Raw genomic sequence first — 17,455 nt, forward strand, 5'->3', positions numbered from 1 at the left:
CATCACGACCATCTGATCGACATCGAGAGCGGCGCGGTCATCGAGTTCAGGTCCGACGAGATCGAGCGGCTGCAGGCGCTGGTGGCGAGGGAGTTAGGCTTCGAGCTGACCGCTCATCGCCTCGTCCTCTATGGCCGCCCGCTCGCCAGGAAGGCGCGCCGCACCCGGAAGCCATGAGGCAAGCCCAATCACAGGCGGCCTCCAGCCGCTGCATCGCTCGGCCCGTCAGCTCCGATCCCGCTCCGCAACGCGAAGGCTGGCGTTGGCCTGGCCTAACGCGACCGGGGCAGTGCTCACCGTGGTGCGAGGGAGCCGGTCGTATCGGTTCGGCCGGGCGCGTCGTCTCCGCCGAACGGATCGGCGAGCGCCGCATCCGGACGACTGATCTCGACCTTGCCGGCGACCATGGGTTGCATGCGCTCGGGCCCAAGGCTCTTGAGCATCGTGCGGAAGCTCTGGTGCATGCCGCCGTCCAGATGGGCGTAGCTCATCGCCGGTGTTCCGCTGCCGATCAGTTCGGCGAAGCGGGCCTCGTCACGCGCTTGGCGCTGCGACACCAGGGGCTGCACGTCCGGGTCGATCTCGTAGGGCGGACAGGCCTCGGCCGGCGCGAACGGTCCCGAGCCCTCCCTGGCATTGAAGACGTAGCGGCGACCGCAGGCCGCGAGCTTGGGCGGCTGCTTCGTCGCCTCGAAATGATCCGCGCCCTCCTTCAGGTTCCGCCAGAAGGCGATGTGAGGGCTGTTGCGATGCCGCGCCATGTTCTCCGGCGTCATGCGAAAGGGCAGCGCCTGGACCTGGAAGCTGCGCTGCCCGCCGGCGAAGGCCTCGCGCGCCAGACCGTAGATCTCGGTGACGCCCTCGTCGGTCATGGCGAAACAGCCGGCCGAGGTGCAGGCGCCGTGGACCATCAGCGCCGAGCCTGTAGCGCCTTGCGACTTCTCCAGCGGGTTGGGGTAGCCGAGATTGAACGACAGGTAGAATTGCGAGCGCGGGTTCATCAGGTCGGCGGTGACGCTGTAGAAGCCTTCCGGCGCCTGCCGGTCGCCCTCACGCTTTTTGGGGCCAAGCTGGCCCGACCAGCGGCACATCGGATAGGTTTTGAGCAGGGCGTACTGGCCGCTGCGATCGCGCTTCCAGACCTCGAGCTCGCTTTCCTTCTTGAAGATGCGCACGAGGATGGGATCGCTTTGGCTCATGCCCTTGGCCGACATGTCCGAGACAAGCCGGGCAGGCAGCGGCTGGAGATGACGTGTGTCTCCGTCGCCGGTGACGCAGCCCGAGAGGACCAACGCTCCCAGCATGAGCCCGAGGGCAAGACGCAGGGTCGAGAAGCGGATCTGTGAGAGCATGCGAGAATTTTTGCGCGAACGAAGCTGACAAAGCGTCAAAAAGGACGGTTAACGACTCTCTACAACCTGATGCCACTTGAGGTTCAAGGGGTAATCGTCGGCGTTCGCCCGACGCTCGCACGCTTGGTCCACCAGCGCCGCAGCGCGACGACCGACCAGATCGCCTCGACGACGCCGAAGGGCCAGGCGCCCTGCAGGAAGCCGTAGACCGAGCCGAGCGCGCAGGCGACGGCGAAGCCCAGGACGAATCAGGGACTGCGCTCCTCGAAGGCGTAGGTGACAAGCATGAGCGTCACGGCGACGAGGCCGAAAAGGGTAAGAACGTCCATCAGGCGATCATGTGCGGTTGCGGCGATCGAACGCCGTCATACCCAATTCCGTCCATCGGCGCAGATCCAGCACTGCGACCGCCTGTCGCATCACATTGAAGACGGAATGCCGCCGGAGGCATTGAACCTGAAGTGGCTTCGGGTGCGATCAGTGTTCCGAAGGGAGGATTCCATGTTCGCACGTCGCTCGCTGCTTCGGCTCACGGTCGGGCTCGTCGCCGTTGGTTTAGGCGGCCGATCGGCGACCGCCCAGACCGTCCTTGCTGCGAAGCTGCTGGAGCCCGGCCCGCTTCCCGAGAAGGTCTTCGGCGTCGCCGACGCGCAGGTTACCGTGATCGAGTACGCCTCGCTCACCTGCCATCACTGCATGAATTTTCACATCAAGACCTGGCCGGCGTTCAAGGCGAAGTACGTCGATACCGGCAAGGTCCGCTTCATCGCCCGCGAGTTCCCGCTAGATCCGCTCGCGACGGCGGGATTCATGCTGGCGCGCTGCTCGGACGATGCGAAATGGTATCCGATCGTCGACATGCTCTACAACACGCAGGAGGGCTGGGCGCATTCGCCCAAGCCGCTCGACGCCCTGACGCAGACGATGAAGCAGGCCGGCTTCACGCAGGAGACGGTCGAAGCCTGCCTGCGGCGCGAAGACCTCTTCACGGGCGTCAAACAGGTCCAGGAGCGCGGCTCCAAGGAGTTCGGCGTCAACTCGACGCCGACCTTCTTCATCAACGGCGAGAAAAAGGTCGGCGCGCTGACGATCGAGGAGTTCGACAAGATCCTCACGCCGCTGCTGGCCGGGCGCTGAGCGCGCCGGCCCCAGTCGGCGATGCTAGCGCGAGCCCTTGATCGCGGCGGTGACGACGTCGGGCCGGCCGAGGAAGCGGCCGAGATCCTGCCAGACGTTCTGGTTCTCCGGCGACTGCCGCCGGATGAAGGTCAGGCCGGATTTCGACCAGGGCAGAACCTTGTCGGTCTGGTTGTCGAGGACGAACTCGCCCCGGTCCGTGACGACCGTCAGCACGGCGTGGCCGCCGCCTTCCTTGTCGATCACCACGGTGATGAGCAGCGCCGAGAGGGGCCAGCCGCGCTTCACGAGTTCGCGCCGCTTCTCGAGGACGTAGTCCTCGCAGTCGCCCTTGCCGGTTTTGGCGTAGTCCCAGTTCTCGATGACGCCGAACTGGTCCTGGTCGGTGACCGGCTCGATCGCCTTGTTGAACTTCAGGTTGACTGTCAGGAGTTCGCTCCAGGACCTGTCGTCGAGGCGCATGACGGTTGCCGCCGAGCGCGGGGTCCGGCAGTCAGTGGGATTGTCCACGCAGAACTGCTGCCAGCCGATCGGCGTCCGCGAGGGCTGGCCGGCATGGAGGTGGGCGAGGTCGGTGTAGCCGGCCGCGAGGGCCTGCGTGACTACGCCGGACATCGCGATGCCGAAAACTATCGCTGCGAAGATGCTCTGAACTTTGTTCATGACGCTCCCCTTTTCGTTGAGAGCGTTTCTAGCGAAGACGCGTTGAATTGACGCGAAATCAGACGGCTAAACTGTAAGGCTAAGATTCAGATTTTATTGATATTTCTTGCGGCGCTATCAACCTTAAGAAAGGCTTCCGGGATGCCACGTTTCTCTCTACTCAAAGGATCTTGTACTCCGCTCGCCGCCGCGCCGATGCCGTTCGGTCTGGCATCATGAAGTCGCGCAACGGCGCTCTGGCTGCGGCCCTGATCGCACTGGCTGTCTTGTTCTACGCGGTTACCTTCGTGCGCATGCGCGAGACGGAAGATCGACGCCACCAGACAGACCCAAAGGCGCACTCTCAAGGCGTTTCATCGTCACCGTCTCGACCTTGACAGTCCCAAGCGGGCGCGCTTCCCAAAAAGCCGTTCTTCCCTCGCGCTCCCAAGCCCGCCTCGCTGCGGCGCCGATCGTCTACAGGCGGGTGACGTGGCCTGGGGCGCCTCTGATCGCTTCGTCCTCGATCTGGATCGTCGTGTGGGTCAGCCCGAACTCCGAGCGCATGGCCGCGCTCGCGGCCGTGAGGATGGCCGCCGACTTCGTCATGTCGTCGACGACGAGATGGCAGCTCATCGCGTCCAGCCCCGAGGTGAGTGTCCAGACATGCAGGTCGTCGACCGCCACCACGCCGGGGATATCCGACAGCTTGGCCTTCAGCAGCGCCATGTCGACCTCGGGCGGCGTGCCCTCGAGCAGGATATGGACGGCCTGCTTGAGCAGGCTCCAGGTCCGCGGCACGATGAACAGGCCGATGCCGGCGCCGACGATCGGATCCACGATCGTCCAGCCGGTCAGGAGGACGACGATGGCTGCCACGATGACGCCGAGCGAGCCCAGCATGTCGCTCAGAACCTCGAAATAGGCGCCCTTGACGTTGAGGCTTTCGGACGATCCGCCAGAAAGGAGCTTCATGCTGATGAGGTTGACGCCGAGTCCGACGACCGCGACCGCCAGCATCGGGCCGCCGATGATCTCGGGCGGGTTCTGGAAGCGCCGATAGGCCTCGTAGAGGATGTAGACCGTCAGCACGAGGAGAACGACGGCGTTGGTCAGCGCCGAGAGGACTTCCGCGCGGACGTAGCCATAGGTCTTCTCCGGCGTTGCGGGCCTTTCGGCGAAGCGGATCGCGATCAGCGCCAGAGCGAGGCCGCCGGCGTCCGTGAGCATGTGGGCCGCGTCCGCCAGCAGCGCCAGGCTGCCGGTCCACAGCCCGCCGACGACCTCCGCGACCATGAATGCGGTCGTCAGGCCGAGCGCCATCGCGAGCCGGCTCTTGTGCCTGCCGGCCGCCGTGCCCGCCGGCGCCGCGCCCGTATGGGAATGTCCCGAACCCATGATCTTGCTCCGTGTCGCGGCGCGTTGCCGTCGAGGCCGTTGGCGCGTGGCTAGAAGCCCAGAAAGATGATCCCGACACCGAGAAACATGAGCAGCGAGCCGAGAATGCCGCTCTCGTAGCGTTCCAGAAACTCAAGCCGAAGACGCTCGATCCCCGACATCGTCAGCCAGGTGAAAATGACCATTCCGGATATGGTGGCGACCGAAAGGACCGCGCTCAAGAGGAGGAATCCGGGCCAGCCATACGAGATCCCCGACAGGTAAACCGGCAGGAAGCCTTCGCAGGGCGAAAAGGTCAGGAGCGTGAACAGGCTGACGATGACCGCGCGGTCGGATTTCGGCGCCGCGCCCGTGACGCCGCGCGCCGCATTGGCGGCCGGAGCCGCGTGCGCATGCGCGTGCTCCTTGTAACTCAGCGCATGGCGATGGGCATGGGAGCCGTGCGCAAGGCTGAAGGTGGCGTCGAACTCATGCGGCTCCGGAATCTCCTCGCGGGATTCGAGGAAGCCGTCCCTGGCGACGAACGAGAAGGATTGCCGCGCTCCGTCGGGGCGCAGGGTTTCGAGCGAAACCGCCTCGACGCCGGGCAGGTCCGCGCCCGCCTCGGCCCGCAGGCGGAACCGGGGTGGGACGCCGTCCTCGAAGACCTCGAGCAGCAGCATGCCATGGCCCGTATCGATCCGCTTGGTCTCGTCCTCGTGGCCGTGCGTATGCTGGTTCGGGCCTTGGGCATGCGAATGACCGTGGCTGTGGCCGCCATGACCGCCATGGCTATGACCGCCTGAGCCGAAATGACTGTGGCCGTGGCCCTCGCCGCGCGCCTGCCGGACAAGGTAGTAGAGTCCGAACAGGATCAGTGCGCCGCCGGCGATCCAAGGAAAGACAGTGCCGGTCCACTTGCTCGTCTCGATGCCGAGCCAGACCACCAGGACGCCGAGCATGGTGGTGAACAGGACGTGGCCCGCGCCGCAGAGCGCCACCACCATCAGAGTCTTGCCCTTGCTCCAGCGCTGCCCGCGCCCGGCCATGACGAATGGCAGCCAGTGGGTCGGGATCGCCGCGTGGGCGAAGGCGACGACGAAGCCTGTCGCCATGATCGACAGGAGGAAGGGCTCATTCACCGCGTCGTTCTCCTGCTGGCTCCGCTCTCAGCTTCCGGTTCTCTCGAACAGGAGAGCGGTATCGGGCGCTTGCGCGCCTGTTCAGATCAATCGAATGGTCCGTCGATCGCGCCGATCGCAGCCTTCCCCTGGAAAGGGTAAGACGGTCGATGTCATCGCTCTCAACCATGGTCCTTGTGCTCCGGTTCGCCGAGATTCTCGACGCGGATATGGGCCGGGAGGCGGCCGGCGCGCTCGACGACGAACGTCACCGGGATGGAGCCGCCGGGCTCGACCTTGGCGTTGAGGCCGATCAGCGTGATCTGATGCGTTCCCGGCCTCAGCGACACCCTGCCGTTGCCTGGAACGGCAAGCTCGTCGAGTTCGATGGGACGAACGAGTCCGGTCTTGGTGTCCAGCGCCTTCAGGATGGCGTGATGGGCGGCGGCGGTCTCGATCTTGAGCAGCCGATCGGGATGGGCGCCGCTGTTGCTGAAGGTCGCGTAGAACGGGAACTGGTCGCCCTTGAGGGCCGACCCCTTCGCCCATGGATGGATCACGGCGACGCCGCCGCGCTGCGCCACCGGCTCGGGATGGATCTGGCCCATGGCGAGCAGCCCTGCGCCGACCAGCACGACAAGCCCACCGAGGCGCCAGACGGCAGCCCGCGAGAGCAGTGCGAATGGCTTGATGTCGGCGGAAGCCGCGGTCGCAAGCCATCGCCTGATCCGCTTCACGTCCGCTCCCCCGACTCGCTTTGAGCGGCCTTCGTCTCCGCCAGACCCGCGCCCGATCGGCCACGCCGATAATCGGCCAAAGCGGCCAGCAGCATCAGGCCGACGCCGGCTGAGATGGCGATGTCGGCACCGTTGAAGGTCGGCCAGTGCCAGCCGCCCCAGTGCAGGTCGATGAAGTCCGTCACGGCGCCCTGACTCCAGCGGTCCTTCGCATTGCCGAGCGCGCCGCCGGCGACCAGCGCAAGACCGATGCGTTCCGCCCGGATCGGGCTCCTGACGGCCCAGACCATCAGGCCGAGCGCGACGGCGACCTTGAATGCGGCCAGAAGACCCGGCCATGCCTCCAGCGTGTCGCGGCCGATCCCGAAGCTGACGCCGTAGTTAAAGCCCAGACGCAGGTTGAGGAATGGCGCGATCTCGATCACGCGCGGCGGCTCCATGACATAGGTCAGGATCAGCCATTTCGAGAGCTGATCCAGCGCCGCGGCCGCGACCGCCCAGCCCAGGACGTCTCCGAGCCGCTTTTGCATCGTCATGGCGTTGTGTTCCCCGCGCGGCGGCGCGTTCCGAGCCAGCGCCGGACGCGCTGCCGGTAGTCGCGATAAGGCTCGCCGAGGGTCTGCGAGAGGACGCGCTCCTCAATGCGGACCTGGAGGATGATGGCGATCAGGAGCACGAGCGTCAGGCCCGCCTGGATCAGGCTGGGCAGCACGATGAAAAGGCCCACGAACAGCAGGGCCTGTCCGACGAAGACCGGGTTGCGCGAGATCGCGAAGGGGCCGTCGTCGACGATCGGCCCCAGTTCGCCCTCAGCCGCGCCGATCCGCCAGGACAAGCCCATATGGCGTTGGGACAGGATCGCGACGCAGGCCCCGACCACGACGAGAAGATGCCCGAGCACATCGAGCCAGGGCCCGTCCAGGGCCTCAGAGAGGGGATCCGCCTCGACCGGGTTGCCGACCAGCGCCAGCACGAGCGGCCAGATTACCGCGCCGGCGAAAGCGAGGCGGAACAGCGTGGCGGGCAGCGCCTGTTTTTCGCGCCCCTTGTCGAAGAGCCAGATCGGCCGCCCCGCCTCTTTCGCGAGGATGGCCGACATGGCGAGGAAGCTGATGACGTAGACGACCGTCATCAGGTAGCTGGCGATTTCCATGCCCGACATGGCGCGCTGCCCGTCAGGCCGCTCGGCCGGCGTTGAAGCGCAGCAGCCGCAGGGCGTTGGCCGTCACGATCACGGTCGCGCCGGTGTCGGCCAGGATCGCAACCCAGAGGCCGGTGTAGCCGAACACGGTCGTCACGAGGAATACAGCCTTCAGCCCGAGCGCGATGGCGATGTTGACGCGGATGTTGCCCATCGTCGCGCGCGCCAGGCGGATCATGGCGGGCACGTCGCGGACGCGGCTCTTCAGGATCGCGGCGTCGGCGGTCTCGAGCGCGACGTCGGTGCCCGACCCCATCGCCACGCCGATGCCGGCGGCGGCCAGCGCCGGCGCATCGTTGATGCCGTCGCCGATCATCATGACCGAGGCCTTGGCCGACAGCGCCTTGATGGCCGCGACCTTGTCCTCCGGCATCAATTCGGCTTTGTGTTCCATCCCGAGCGAGCCGGCGATGGCCGCGCCCGTGCGGGCATTGTCGCCGGTCAGCATCAGCGAGCGGATTCCCATCGCCTTCAGCTCGGCGATGCCGGCGGCCGCGTCCTCGCGCGGCTCGTCGCGCATGGCGATCAATCCGATGAGCACGCCGTCGGCAAGAACGGCGGCGACGGTCTTGCCCGCGGTCTCCAAGTGTTCCACGGCGGCTTTCGCCTGGTCATCGAAGCTGACCCGCGAGAGCGCGTGGCGCGGCGCGCCGACGAAGATCGCGGTTTCGTCGAGCGTGCCGGTCACGCCCTGTCCGGGGATCGCCTTGGCCTCCGTCGCGTTGCGCATCGGGATCGCATGCGCCTTGGCGCGCTCGATGATCGCCAGCGCCAGCGGGTGGCTCGACCCGGTCTCGACCGAGGCCGCGAGCTCAATAACCTCCCGCTCGCTCCGTCCCAACGCGACGACCTCGGTCACGCGCGGGCGTCCCTGCGTCAGCGTGCCGGTCTTGTCGAAGGCGACGATGCCGGTCTTCGCGGCGGCCTCGATGACGACACCGCCCTTCATCAAGAGGCCCTGACGTGCGCCTGTCGAGAGCGAAGCCGCGATCGACGCCGGCACCGAGATCACCAGCGCGCAGGGACAGCCGATCAGCAGCAGCGCCAGCGCCCGATAGATCCAGACCGACCATTCGCCGCCGAGCATCAGCGGCGGCACGATGGCCACCAGCACCGCCAGTGCCACGATCGCCGGCATGTAGATGCGCGAGAAGCGGTCGATGAAGCGCTCGGTCGGGGCGCGCGCCTCCTGCGCCTCCTCGACCAGCCGAATGATGCGGGAGATCGTGTTGTCCTCCGCTGCCTTGGTGACGCGCACCCGCAGCGCGGCCTCGCTGTTGACCGAGCCGGCGAAGACCGGTTCGCCGACGCCCTTGGTCTTCGGCACGGATTCGCCCGTCACCGGGCTCTCGTCGATGCCGGAGACGCCGTCGGTGATCTCGCCGTCGGCAGGAATGCGGTCGCCGGGGCGCACCAGCACCGTCTGGCCGATCGTGAGGGCGGCCGCGTCGATCGTGCGGGTTTCGCCGTTCTCCTCGACGATCGCCGTCTTTGGCACGAGGTCCTTGAGCGCGCGGATCGAGGCCCGAGCCCTGTCTGCCGCGACGCCCTCCAGCACCTCGCCGACCGCGAATAGGAAGACGACGAGTGCGGCCTCCTCGGCTGCGCCGATGAAGAGCGCGCCGGTGGCGGCGATGGTCATCAGCATCTCGATGGTGAAGGGCATCCCGGCGCTGGCGGCCGCATAGGCCTTGCGCGCCACCGGGACGATGCCGATCACGCAGGCCGCGATGAAGGCCCAATGCGCGATCGCCGGCCAGACGAGGCTGGACGCCCACGCCCCGCCCAGCAGCACGCCCGTCGTCAGGACCAGTCGGCCCTTGTTGGAATGGTACCAGGATACGCCGTCGGGCGTCGCTTTATGAACGTGGCCCGGTAGGCCGTGGCCGGCATCGATGGGGTGCTTGCCGGCGCCTTCCGCTGTCGTGGGTTTGGACTCGTGGCCATCGTGGTCATGCCCCGCCTGATCACGGGTATGCGTCTTCGACGCGATCGCCGCAGCGGTGAACCCGAGGCTGGTGACCTTCTTCTCGATGGCGTCCTGCTTGGTCTGGCTCTCGTCGAGCGCCAGCGTCAGTGTTTCCGACATCATCGAAAGCTTGACCTCGCTCACGCCGGGCATGCGTTCGACCGCGCCGCGGATCGTCGCCGCGCAGCTTGGGCAGTCCATGCCGCCGATCTTCCAGCTCAGGGGCGCAGGCGCGGGTGCGCTCGTCGTCGCCGTCGCCGCCTCGGCCTGCCCTTGAGCATTGCAGCAGCCGCACGCCGCCGGCTCCGGGGCTGGCGTGGTTTTCGTGGCCATCATCGCCGTCGTGTATCCGAGGCTGGAGATGCGCTTCTCGATCGCCTCGCGTCGGGTCTGGCGCTCGTCGAGCGCCAGCGTCAGGGTTTCTGCGACGACCGACAGCTTCACTTCGCTCACCCCGGGCAGACGCTCGACAGCGCCGCGGATCGTCGCCGCGCAGCCCGCGCAATCCATGCCACCTACCTTCCAGCTCAAGGTCTGGAGCCGGGTGTCCGAGGTCGCTGTCATGGTCGTCTCCGCTTGCAGGCGCTATGAGACACCCCAGATACGACCTCTAGCCACTTCAGCTTCAAGAGGGAAAATGCGGATGGCTGAGAAAAACATCGCGCGCGCCATGCCGATCGGTTCGCTCTCGGACCGGACAGGCGTGAAGGTCGAGACCATCCGTTATTACGAGCAGGTTGGGCTGCTGCCGCAGCCCGAACGCTCTGAGGGCAACCAGCGTCGCTTTGGCCGGGTCCATGTCGAACGCCTGGCCTTCATCAAGCATGCCCGCGACCTCGGTTTTCCCGTCGATGGCATTCGTGCGCTGCTCAGACTGTCTGACAATCCCGGCATGGCCTGCGACGAGGCTCATGCGATTTCCGTCGCCCATCTCGACGACGTGCGCCACAAGATCGCCCGGCTGCGTTCGCTGGAGAAGGAACTGGAGCGGATCGCCGCGACCTGCTCAGGTGGTGTGACAGCGTGCGACTGCAAGATCATTGAGGCTTTGGCCGATCATGGCCAATGTCGCAACCACGCCCATTGACGCCATGGGAGCTGCTTAGGGCCAGTGGCAAACATGAAGGCAAAACGACCGCCCGTTTCTAAGACCCCTGCCAAAAGGCATCGGCGCTTCGATAGAGTACATAAGCAGCGACAATGAAGATGAGCGCCGCGAAGACGCGATTGAGCATATCCTTTTGTCCCGACAGCCGCGTTGCGAGCATCATGCCCAACACGCCGCCTAGAACCCCTCCGCCGATGAACTGGGCCGCGATCGTCCAATCGATCATGCCTGACACTGCATAGTTGAGCGCCGTCGCAAGCCCAAAGGTACCGACTGCGAGCAGTGAGGACCCAACGGCGTCGATGGATCTCATGCCGGTCGCCAAGATCAGGCCGGGGACGATCAGGAACCCGCCGCCGATACCGAAGAACCCCGATGCACCGCCGGCGATGATCGCCACTGAACCCGTGAGCAGGCACATACGCAGATCGACAGGTTTGGGCACGGTGGTGGCATTCTTGCGCGGTCGCAACATCAGGACGCCGACAACAAGCATCAGCAGGCCGAACAGAAACAGCAGGCGCTGCCCGTCCATGGCCTTGCCCAGTGTCGAGCCGATGAGCGCGCCAACCGAGCCCACCAGCGCGAAGACGATCGCGCAGGTCCAACGCACATGGCCCCTGCGGGCGTGCCCGATCAGATTGGCATAGGCATTGACCGAGACGGCAAGCGCGCCGGTTCCGATTGCGATGTGGGGCTGCGCGATGCCGACAGCATAGAGCAGCAGCGGCGTCGCAAGGATGGAACCCCCGCCGCCGACAAGGCCTAGCGCGAAGCCGACCAGGCCGCCCGAACCGACTGCGATGAGAACCTGCTCCGTCATGGCGCCCTCCGGAGCGCGGGTGTATTGGTCCGGCCTGCGATCAAGCGATCATGGATCGTCATGCCGACGAGCATGGCCACGACGAACAGCGCGACTGGAGCGAGGCCCAGCGACAAAGCAGCTAGCGCAGGGCCGGGGCAGAGTCCGGCCAATCCCCAGCCGATCCCGAAGATGGCGGAACCCGTGATCAGGCGAGTGTCGATCGGCATGGTGGCCGGCAGGTGGAATGCGTCGCCGAAGGCCGGGTTTTGCAACCGACGTCGCACAAATATCCCCGACATCACGACCGCAACCGCGCCGCCGAGCACGAAGGCGAGACTGGGGTCCCAATCGCCGGCGACATGGAGGAAGCCGCGCACGCGGACGGGGTCGAGCATGCCCGACAGCGACAGGCCAATGCCGAAGATGGCGCCGGATGCCAGCGCGGTCAGGATTTGTGCATGACGGTTCATGGCGCGACGAGCCTCATCAAGGTGACGGTAGCGACGCCTGCCAGAAGGAAGGTGACAACGGCGGCGACTGAACGCGGCGACAGACGCGCCAGGCCGACCACGCCATGACCGCTCGTGCAGCCCGAGCCCATGCGCGTACCAAAGCCGACCAGCAGGCCTGCCAGCGCGATGACGGGCAGCGAAGCTGTGATCGTCACAGGCGGCCACTGGCCGGCGCCGACCCGATATAGCAGTGGCCCGGAGATCAACCCTATGGCGAAGGCGGCGTTGGTCTCGACCTGTGCGCCTTGTGCCAGCCGGCCGAGAATGCCGCTGATCCCGGCAACGCGGCCATTGAGCAGCAGCAGCATCGCGGCCGAGAGGCCGATCAGCATGCCACCGATGAGGGATGGCCAGTAGGAGGTCATGATCCAGATTCCTCGGCACAGAAGATGGCGTGAAGAGCCTCGACGAGCTGGGCGGCTTTCTGCTCGCTCAGCCGGTAGAAGATCTGCTTGGACTCGCGCCTTGTCTCGACGATCCCGGCCTCGCGCAGCACGGTGAGCTGCTGGGAGAGCGTCGGCTGCTGGATGCCCAGCTCGTTCTCGAGCTGGCTGACGGCATACTCCCGCTCGACGAGGGTGCAGACGATCATCAGCCGGTTGCGGTTGGCGAGCGTCTTCAACAGGCTCGCAACCTCCGTCGCCCGGCCGGAGAGTTCCGCACGGGTCATCGATGGTCGTGATGGCGTCGTCATGCTGGTTCCTCGGCCCAGACCGCGCCCGCCAAGGCGTCGAGCGGAACCTTGAGATAGCGCCGGCCGTTCGACTCAGGTTCGGGCAGGCGTCCGCCACGAATGTTCACCTGCAGCGCCTGCAGCATCAGTTTGGGCATCGACAGCGTCTTGTCGCGTGCTTCGCGCATCGCGGCGAAAGCCGCCTCGTCGAGGCCGACGACATGCGCGTTCGCCTGCTTCTGCTGCGCCACAGTGCTCTCCCAGCGCGGCTCGCGCCCGCCGGGTTGGTAGTCGTGACCGGTGAACAGGCGCGTGTCGTCTGGCAGTGCCAGGATCGCCTGGATCGAGGCCCAGAGAGCCTTCGCGCTGCCGCCGGGAAAGTCAGCACGCGCGGTTCCGCCGTCGGGCATGAACAGCGTGTCGTGTACGAAGGCGGCGTCGCCGATGACATAGGTGATCGAAGCGAGCGTATGTCCGGGCGAGAACAGCACGGAGACGTCCAGCGTGCCGAGCTTGAAGCGTTCGCCATGTGCAAACAGCTTGTCCCATTGCGAACCGTCGGCCGGGAACTTCGGCCAGTTATACAAGCCCTTCCACAGCCGCTGCACAGCGACGACCTGCTCGCCGATCGCGGTCGGGGCCCCAGTCTTTTCCTTCAGGTACTGCGCCGCGGAGAAATGGTCGGCATGGGGATGGGTATCCAGGATCCACGCGACCGTCAGCCCCTTCTCGCGGACATAGGTGAGGATGGCGTCGGCGCTGGTCGTGGCCGTCGAGCCCGACCTCTCGTCGAAATCCAGCACCGGATCGATGACGGCGCAGGTCTTCGTGGCAGGGTCCGAAACGACGTATTGGATGCTGAAGGTCCGGGGGTCGTAGAAGCCTTTTACGTTCGGCCTCGCCGAGGTGGGTGCAGTGACGGTGCTCATGACTGGGCTCCTCGAACCGCCAGCCAGGCGTCAGCCGCTGCGAGATTGTGCCCATGCGCTTCGCCGAACGCCCGCACATCACCGGCCCGCATGCGACCGTCCAGGACTTCACCGAGAACGAACAGGGTCAGCGCACGGGCGCCGCTCTTGCAATGTGCGAGCACCGGACCTTCCGCCGAGGAGAGCGCAGCTTGGAATGCGCGCACATCGCTTTCCCTGATATCCTTCAACGTGACCGGAACATGAGCATAGGCGAGCCCGGCCTGTTGAGCCGAGGAGGCCTCCGCAGCTGACCCGGGCTGCCCGTCCTCCTCGCCGTCGGGGCGGCTATTGATCACAGCGGCAAAACCGGCCGCGGCAATTCCAGCAAAATCAGCGGGCGATGGCTGGCCGGCGATCGACAGCTTGTCGTTGACGTTGGTCGGATTCATGAGTGCTCCTTACGGTAGACGTTATATAATTAAGTAATATGTATAATGTCTAGATTCAAGACGCTCTCCCGACTTTCGTTCGGCGTAGCGCGATCCCATTGGCCGACCGATGACGGCAATTGGGTATGCTCGGGTGGGGGGCGCCATTAATGGTCGCTCCCTGACCAACCTATCCGTCCCCCCAGAGGGATACGATCGATGGTGCCGAGCTGGCTGAAGCCGATCGCCGCGCAGCTCCGACTTGATGCTTCATTGCCCCGGCATCAAACCGCGACAAATCGGCCTAATGTCTCTGGATCGATGTCCTTGCCTGACTGGAAGTATGTTTTCAGGGCATCGATTGCCTTGATCTGCAGGTCGAACCTGTTTGTTCCGAATTTTTGCGGCACGCCCTGCGAGGTTACGAATGAGACGCCGTAAATTTTGGACAGGTCGATCGGCGCGTCCCCGACAAAGATGTGTTCGATCCGCTCGCCCGGTGGGTTTTCCAGCTTTCCATAGATGGTCATGCCGCAGAACCGTTTGAGATAGCCGCCCATCTGCTCGAAAGGATCACTGGCGAAGGTGCGCTGTACGTTGTCCTCCATCAGCTCCCAGATATCGAAGCCCGTCAGATCGACGGTTGAGATTGGCGGGTTGGGAGGAATGATGTTCCAAAGGTCATTGACCGTCACTGGCCCTGGCGGAATCGGCGCGCCGTAGCGCCAACCATTCGAGAAGGCGATCCTGGTGCCGCCGGCCAGCGCGACGGCAGCCAGCAACAAATCGTCCATGGGAGCAGATAGCACGGTATCCCGGTGAAGCCCGATCGAAGTCCGGCCGACGACCTCGTTCAGCATCGTACGATGAGGCCGCATCACGTCATCGACCATACGAGTCATGGCATCGTCTGGCGTGATCGACGCGTCTACGGTGATGAGCTCATGACGCGTATCGACGATTTTGCCCTCAGCGATCCGAAGATCCAGCCGGCCGACGAATGCGCCATGACAACCGGACTGAATTATCGTTGTGCGCCCGACCTTAACGGGGTGCTTCAGCCGATTATGCGTGTGTCCGCTCACGATGACGTCGATGCCCGAGACGACGTCCGCGAGCTTCACATCCTGAGGAAAGCCAAGATGCGACAGCACGATGATTAGATCGGCGGCCTCGGTCTGACGCAGCCGCTCGATCTCAGCTGGCAGTTCTTCGAGCCCGAGCGTAAAGCGCAGGCCCTCGCTGAAATGCGGCGGCATGCTCTTGTCGATGATCGATGCGGCGATGCCGATAATCCCGATCCGTAGCCCAGCCCGTTCCACGACCGTCGATGCGGGAAATGGCCTGGCGCCGGTTATTTGGTCATAGCAATTGATCGCCAGCATAGGATGGTTGAGACGGGTAACGAGCTCACGAAAATGGTCCGGCCCCCAGGCGAACTCCCAATGAGCCGTCATGGCGTCGAGTTTCAAGGCGTTCAGCAATGGAACAAGCGCTTCGCCCTTGCTCACCATGGCAGGGTAAGTGCCATGCATGGTGTCGCCATTGTCGAGCGCAAGCACGCCGTCAGGGTTACCCAGCCTCGCTTGTTTGAAGAGCGATGCGATGCGTGCGTAGCCCCCAATGCGCGGATATGCGGCGTCGCTCCCGGCCCAGACCAACTCGGGATGGGCTTCGAGGTAGCCGTGCGTGTCGTTGATCTGAAAGATCGTCAACTCGTGAACTTTTGACATGTGCTTGGCCTCATGTTCTTCGCAGGGGAGGCTTGATAGCCCGCATCGATCATGCCTCGGCAACTCACGCCAAGCGGGCCGGCTGAGCGCTCCGGCGTCCTTACGGCGCTTTGGTGGCCCATCCCCAGCGCGCAAAAATGGCCGCACCGTCCGCTGATCGCAGAAAACTCACAAAGCGCTCGGCATCCTTGTCCTCACGACCTGTTTTCGAGATCACCACGCCGGTATCGCGGTAGATGCGGTAGGGTTCTTCGACCGGCACGACATCGGCAAGCTTCGGGTTTGCGACTTGCCAGATGTTCCAGATAATCCAGGCCTCAAGCGTCGGATCATCGATCCAGGCCTGACGCGCTTCGGCGCTGTTACGGGCATAGACGACAATGTTCTTTCTGAGCGAGCTAACCTTGTCGATATCGCCCGTCCGTCCAGCCATATCCTCCCAAAGGCCGTTTTGCCCGGCTCCGTTGACGACTAGAATGCGCCGACCCGGCTTGAACAGGTCCTCGAGGCCCTCAAGTTTCAGGGGATTGCCGGGGCGGACGAGGATGGAGGCGGCGCGCAGGTACAGCGGTTCAGCCTGGGACGCCTCGATGCGACCGTCCATAGCCGTGACGAAATCCGTCATCATGGTCTCAGACCCGCTGAAGACGATGTCTGCGTCTTGCTTTGCCTTATCGATCCATTGGGGAGTAGGACCGGCGACGACCGCGACAGCACGGCCCGTCTTCTGTTCGAATGCGGCTGCCGCTTCCCGCATCGCCGGCGCCGGGCCGCCCGGCCCTTTAACCCGCAGCGCGTCAGCTTGGGCAGAAAATGACGCTGCAATACCAGCAAAGACTATAGCTATGAAAAAAGTTTTATTCATTGTACCGCGCCTCTCAATTTCCTGAACAACAAGTGGATATAGCCACCCTGAATTTGAAAAATTCTCGAATCTATAGCCTTAATCTGCATATCAATCTCTTCGGGAGAGATTTCCCCGATATGCGCCTTGAACAACTGGCCGTCGGCGCTCAGGAATAATGTCACGGGAATACCGGGTGTTCCGTAATGACGGGGCAACGCTGAATTCTGGTCGAAAAGAACATGCTTGAGCCGCAGATTCTGGCCCTCGAGATATGCTCGTGCGACCTGCGGGGTTTCGCCTTGATTGACGAACAGAAACCGGACGTCCGGATTGTCCACCTCGGCCGCAGCCAGGACCGGCATCTCGCGCCGACACGGGGGGCACCAGGTCGCCCACAGGTTGATCACGGTTATCCGTCCGGAAGGGACGGCCAAATCGATAGGCTCCCCATCGGCCGACGCTAGCGTCAGCGCAGGAGGACCGATTGGCGCACCAGCGGCAACAAGCTGAAAGGCTACGTTTGCCACGAGAACGCCAGCCACGGTCGGCACGATCGCCCAGGCCATCAAGCGGCGGGTTCGCAAGAGCAGGAGGCTCGCGACAATGATAACGGGCAGAGCGCCGACCCAAACAAATCCCCCTTGCCACACCGCGAAAGCACGAAGTGGATCGTCTTCGAAAAACGACCAGTTCAAGACAACGTGGGTGAGCCGTGCCGCAGCTACGCTGCCGATCAGCACGACCGTGCTCCACAGGTTGAACAAGGTGCTGACGCGCTTGGTCTGAACGCTCGCGACCAGAATGAACGCCAGTAGGCCCAGCAGCATGGCGAGGCGTTCGGGAGACAGAACAAGGGGTCCGATCGTCATCAGATCAGCCCGTGCAGCCGTGTCGGCGGTCTC

The 17,455-nt window shown here is 64.6% G+C and carries 19 protein-coding genes and 2 pseudogenes; 3 read left to right on the top strand and 18 right to left on the bottom strand.

Translation table 11 applies throughout. The features are described from left to right. On the top strand, positions 1-177 hold a 177-nt coding region (locus CXY91_RS13775; protein WP_199777439.1), incomplete at its 5' end, for a transcriptional repressor. A gap of 116 nt (positions 178-293) precedes the next feature. Here CXY91_RS13775 and CXY91_RS13780 read toward each other — a convergent pair. Next, entirely contained in the window at positions 294-1,352 is a 1,059-nt protein-coding gene (locus CXY91_RS13780) for a L,D-transpeptidase family protein (RefSeq protein ID WP_054211097.1), read from the bottom strand. An 83-nt stretch (positions 1,353-1,435) separates the two neighbouring features. Further along, positions 1,436-1,681 (bottom strand): annotated as a pseudogene (locus CXY91_RS30935) (hypothetical protein). 172 nt (positions 1,682-1,853) lie between these two features. Here CXY91_RS30935 and CXY91_RS13790 point away from each other — a divergent pair. Continuing rightward, positions 1,854-2,489, top strand: coding sequence for a DsbA family protein (locus tag CXY91_RS13790; protein ID WP_100961992.1), 636 nt, complete (start codon positions 1,854-1,856; stop codon positions 2,487-2,489). A 24-nt stretch (positions 2,490-2,513) separates the two neighbouring features. On the opposite strand, the gene CXY91_RS13795 is transcribed toward CXY91_RS13790, so the two are convergent. From CXY91_RS13795 to CXY91_RS13825, 8 genes are all read right to left on the bottom strand, one after another. Next, entirely contained in the window at positions 2,514-3,152 is a 639-nt protein-coding gene (locus CXY91_RS13795) for a transglutaminase-like cysteine peptidase (RefSeq protein WP_054211096.1), read from the bottom strand. 86 nt (positions 3,153-3,238) lie between these two features. After that, entirely contained in the window at positions 3,239-3,472 is a 234-nt protein-coding gene (locus tag CXY91_RS30175; protein WP_156330400.1) for a hypothetical protein, read from the bottom strand. Between the two features lie 136 nt (positions 3,473-3,608). Further along, the gene (locus CXY91_RS13800) at positions 3,609-4,529 is read right to left on the bottom strand and encodes a cation diffusion facilitator family transporter (RefSeq protein WP_100961993.1); all 921 of its coding nucleotides are present in this window, start codon (positions 4,527-4,529) and stop codon (positions 3,609-3,611) included. A gap of 50 nt (positions 4,530-4,579) precedes the next feature. Next, positions 4,580-5,623: a hypothetical protein gene (locus CXY91_RS13805; RefSeq protein WP_158673401.1), complete on the bottom strand. Its 1,044-nt coding sequence runs from the start codon at positions 5,621-5,623 to the stop codon at positions 4,580-4,582. Positions 5,624-5,811: 188 nt separating this feature from the next. Then, the gene (locus CXY91_RS13810) at positions 5,812-6,366 is read right to left on the bottom strand and encodes a copper chaperone PCu(A)C (RefSeq protein ID WP_054211093.1); all 555 of its coding nucleotides are present in this window, start codon (positions 6,364-6,366) and stop codon (positions 5,812-5,814) included. Further along, entirely contained in the window at positions 6,363-6,902 is a 540-nt protein-coding gene (gene lspA, locus CXY91_RS13815) for a signal peptidase II (protein WP_248307486.1), read from the bottom strand. The genes CXY91_RS13810 and lspA overlap by 4 nt, the downstream gene beginning before the upstream one ends. Beyond that, positions 6,899-7,528 carry a methyltransferase family protein gene (locus tag CXY91_RS13820; protein WP_054211092.1) on the bottom strand — a complete coding sequence of 210 codons (630 nt, stop codon included), beginning with the start codon at positions 7,526-7,528 and terminating at the stop codon, positions 6,899-6,901. The genes lspA and CXY91_RS13820 overlap by 4 nt, the downstream gene beginning before the upstream one ends. 13 nt (positions 7,529-7,541) lie before the next feature. After that, positions 7,542-10,100 (bottom strand): heavy metal translocating P-type ATPase, encoded by a 2,559-nt coding sequence (locus CXY91_RS13825; RefSeq protein WP_197280852.1) that lies wholly within the window; start codon positions 10,098-10,100, stop codon positions 7,542-7,544. Positions 10,101-10,173: 73 nt separating this feature from the next. Here CXY91_RS13825 and CXY91_RS13830 point away from each other — a divergent pair, with 73 nt between their 5' ends. Next, entirely contained in the window at positions 10,174-10,623 is a 450-nt protein-coding gene (locus CXY91_RS13830) for a MerR family transcriptional regulator (RefSeq protein ID WP_100961994.1), read from the top strand. Positions 10,624-10,681: 58 nt separating this feature from the next. On the opposite strand, the gene CXY91_RS13835 is transcribed toward CXY91_RS13830, so the two are convergent. The 8 genes and pseudogenes from CXY91_RS13835 to CXY91_RS13870 form a co-directional block, all read right to left on the bottom strand. Continuing rightward, positions 10,682-11,467 carry a sulfite exporter TauE/SafE family protein gene (locus tag CXY91_RS13835; protein ID WP_054211091.1) on the bottom strand — a complete coding sequence of 262 codons (786 nt, stop codon included), beginning with the start codon at positions 11,465-11,467 and terminating at the stop codon, positions 10,682-10,684. Next, positions 11,464-11,919, bottom strand: coding sequence for a YeeE/YedE family protein (locus CXY91_RS13840; protein ID WP_054211090.1), 456 nt, complete (start codon positions 11,917-11,919; stop codon positions 11,464-11,466). The genes CXY91_RS13835 and CXY91_RS13840 overlap by 4 nt, the downstream gene beginning before the upstream one ends. Then, entirely contained in the window at positions 11,916-12,326 is a 411-nt protein-coding gene (locus CXY91_RS13845; protein ID WP_054211089.1) for a YeeE/YedE family protein, read from the bottom strand. The genes CXY91_RS13840 and CXY91_RS13845 overlap by 4 nt, the downstream gene beginning before the upstream one ends. Continuing rightward, positions 12,323-12,631 carry a sulfite-sensing transcriptional repressor BigR gene (bigR, locus tag CXY91_RS13850; protein WP_248307487.1) on the bottom strand — a complete coding sequence of 103 codons (309 nt, stop codon included), beginning with the start codon at positions 12,629-12,631 and terminating at the stop codon, positions 12,323-12,325. The genes CXY91_RS13845 and bigR overlap by 4 nt, the downstream gene beginning before the upstream one ends. 20 nt (positions 12,632-12,651) lie before the next feature. Beyond that, positions 12,652-13,994: pseudogene (gene blh / locus CXY91_RS13855) on the bottom strand (bifunctional sulfur transferase/dioxygenase Blh). Positions 13,995-14,257: 263 nt separating this feature from the next. Further along, positions 14,258-15,706 carry a bifunctional metallophosphatase/5'-nucleotidase gene (locus CXY91_RS13860; protein WP_054211087.1) on the bottom strand — a complete coding sequence of 483 codons (1,449 nt, stop codon included), beginning with the start codon at positions 15,704-15,706 and terminating at the stop codon, positions 14,258-14,260. Between the two features lie 100 nt (positions 15,707-15,806). Next, positions 15,807-16,571 carry a substrate-binding domain-containing protein gene (locus CXY91_RS13865; RefSeq protein ID WP_100961995.1) on the bottom strand — a complete coding sequence of 255 codons (765 nt, stop codon included), beginning with the start codon at positions 16,569-16,571 and terminating at the stop codon, positions 15,807-15,809. After that, complete coding sequence (locus tag CXY91_RS13870; protein WP_082365446.1) at positions 16,568-17,422, bottom strand: TlpA disulfide reductase family protein; 855 nt, start codon at positions 17,420-17,422, stop codon at positions 16,568-16,570. The genes CXY91_RS13865 and CXY91_RS13870 overlap by 4 nt, the downstream gene beginning before the upstream one ends. Positions 17,423-17,455: the final 33 nt, after the last annotated feature.

Origin of the sequence: Allobosea sp. FBZP-16 (assembly GCF_002831785.1) — a bacterium.
Classification (GTDB): Bacteria; Pseudomonadota; Alphaproteobacteria; order Rhizobiales; family Beijerinckiaceae; genus Allobosea; species Allobosea lupini.

Excerpts from the sequence above, each read along its gene's own strand:
- CXY91_RS13790 (WP_100961992.1), top strand. The coding sequence starts at position 1,854 with ATGTTCGCACGTCGCTCGCTGCTTCGGCTCACGGTCGGGCTCGTCGCC.
- CXY91_RS13805 (WP_158673401.1), bottom strand. The coding sequence starts at position 5,623 with ATGGCGACAGGCTTCGTCGTCGCCTTCGCCCACGCGGCGATCCCGACC.
- CXY91_RS13845 (WP_054211089.1), bottom strand. The coding sequence starts at position 12,326 with ATGACCTCCTACTGGCCATCCCTCATCGGTGGCATGCTGATCGGCCTC.
- CXY91_RS13795 (WP_054211096.1), bottom strand. The coding sequence starts at position 3,152 with ATGAACAAAGTTCAGAGCATCTTCGCAGCGATAGTTTTCGGCATCGCG.
- CXY91_RS13780 (WP_054211097.1), bottom strand. The coding sequence starts at position 1,352 with ATGCTCTCACAGATCCGCTTCTCGACCCTGCGTCTTGCCCTCGGGCTC.
- CXY91_RS13870 (WP_082365446.1), bottom strand. The coding sequence starts at position 17,422 with ATGACGATCGGACCCCTTGTTCTGTCTCCCGAACGCCTCGCCATGCTG.
- CXY91_RS13840 (WP_054211090.1), bottom strand. The coding sequence starts at position 11,919 with ATGAACCGTCATGCACAAATCCTGACCGCGCTGGCATCCGGCGCCATC.
- lspA (WP_248307486.1), bottom strand. The coding sequence starts at position 6,902 with ATGACGATGCAAAAGCGGCTCGGAGACGTCCTGGGCTGGGCGGTCGCG.
- CXY91_RS13830 (WP_100961994.1), top strand. The coding sequence starts at position 10,174 with ATGCGGATGGCTGAGAAAAACATCGCGCGCGCCATGCCGATCGGTTCG.
- CXY91_RS13820 (WP_054211092.1), bottom strand. The coding sequence starts at position 7,528 with ATGTCGGGCATGGAAATCGCCAGCTACCTGATGACGGTCGTCTACGTC.
- CXY91_RS13835 (WP_054211091.1), bottom strand. The coding sequence starts at position 11,467 with ATGACGGAGCAGGTTCTCATCGCAGTCGGTTCGGGCGGCCTGGTCGGC.
- CXY91_RS13860 (WP_054211087.1), bottom strand. The coding sequence starts at position 15,706 with ATGTCAAAAGTTCACGAGTTGACGATCTTTCAGATCAACGACACGCAC.
- CXY91_RS13865 (WP_100961995.1), bottom strand. The coding sequence starts at position 16,571 with ATGAATAAAACTTTTTTCATAGCTATAGTCTTTGCTGGTATTGCAGCG.
- CXY91_RS13800 (WP_100961993.1), bottom strand. The coding sequence starts at position 4,529 with ATGGGTTCGGGACATTCCCATACGGGCGCGGCGCCGGCGGGCACGGCG.
- CXY91_RS13825 (WP_197280852.1), bottom strand. The coding sequence starts at position 10,100 with ATGACAGCGACCTCGGACACCCGGCTCCAGACCTTGAGCTGGAAGGTA.
- bigR (WP_248307487.1), bottom strand. The coding sequence starts at position 12,631 with ATGACCCGTGCGGAACTCTCCGGCCGGGCGACGGAGGTTGCGAGCCTG.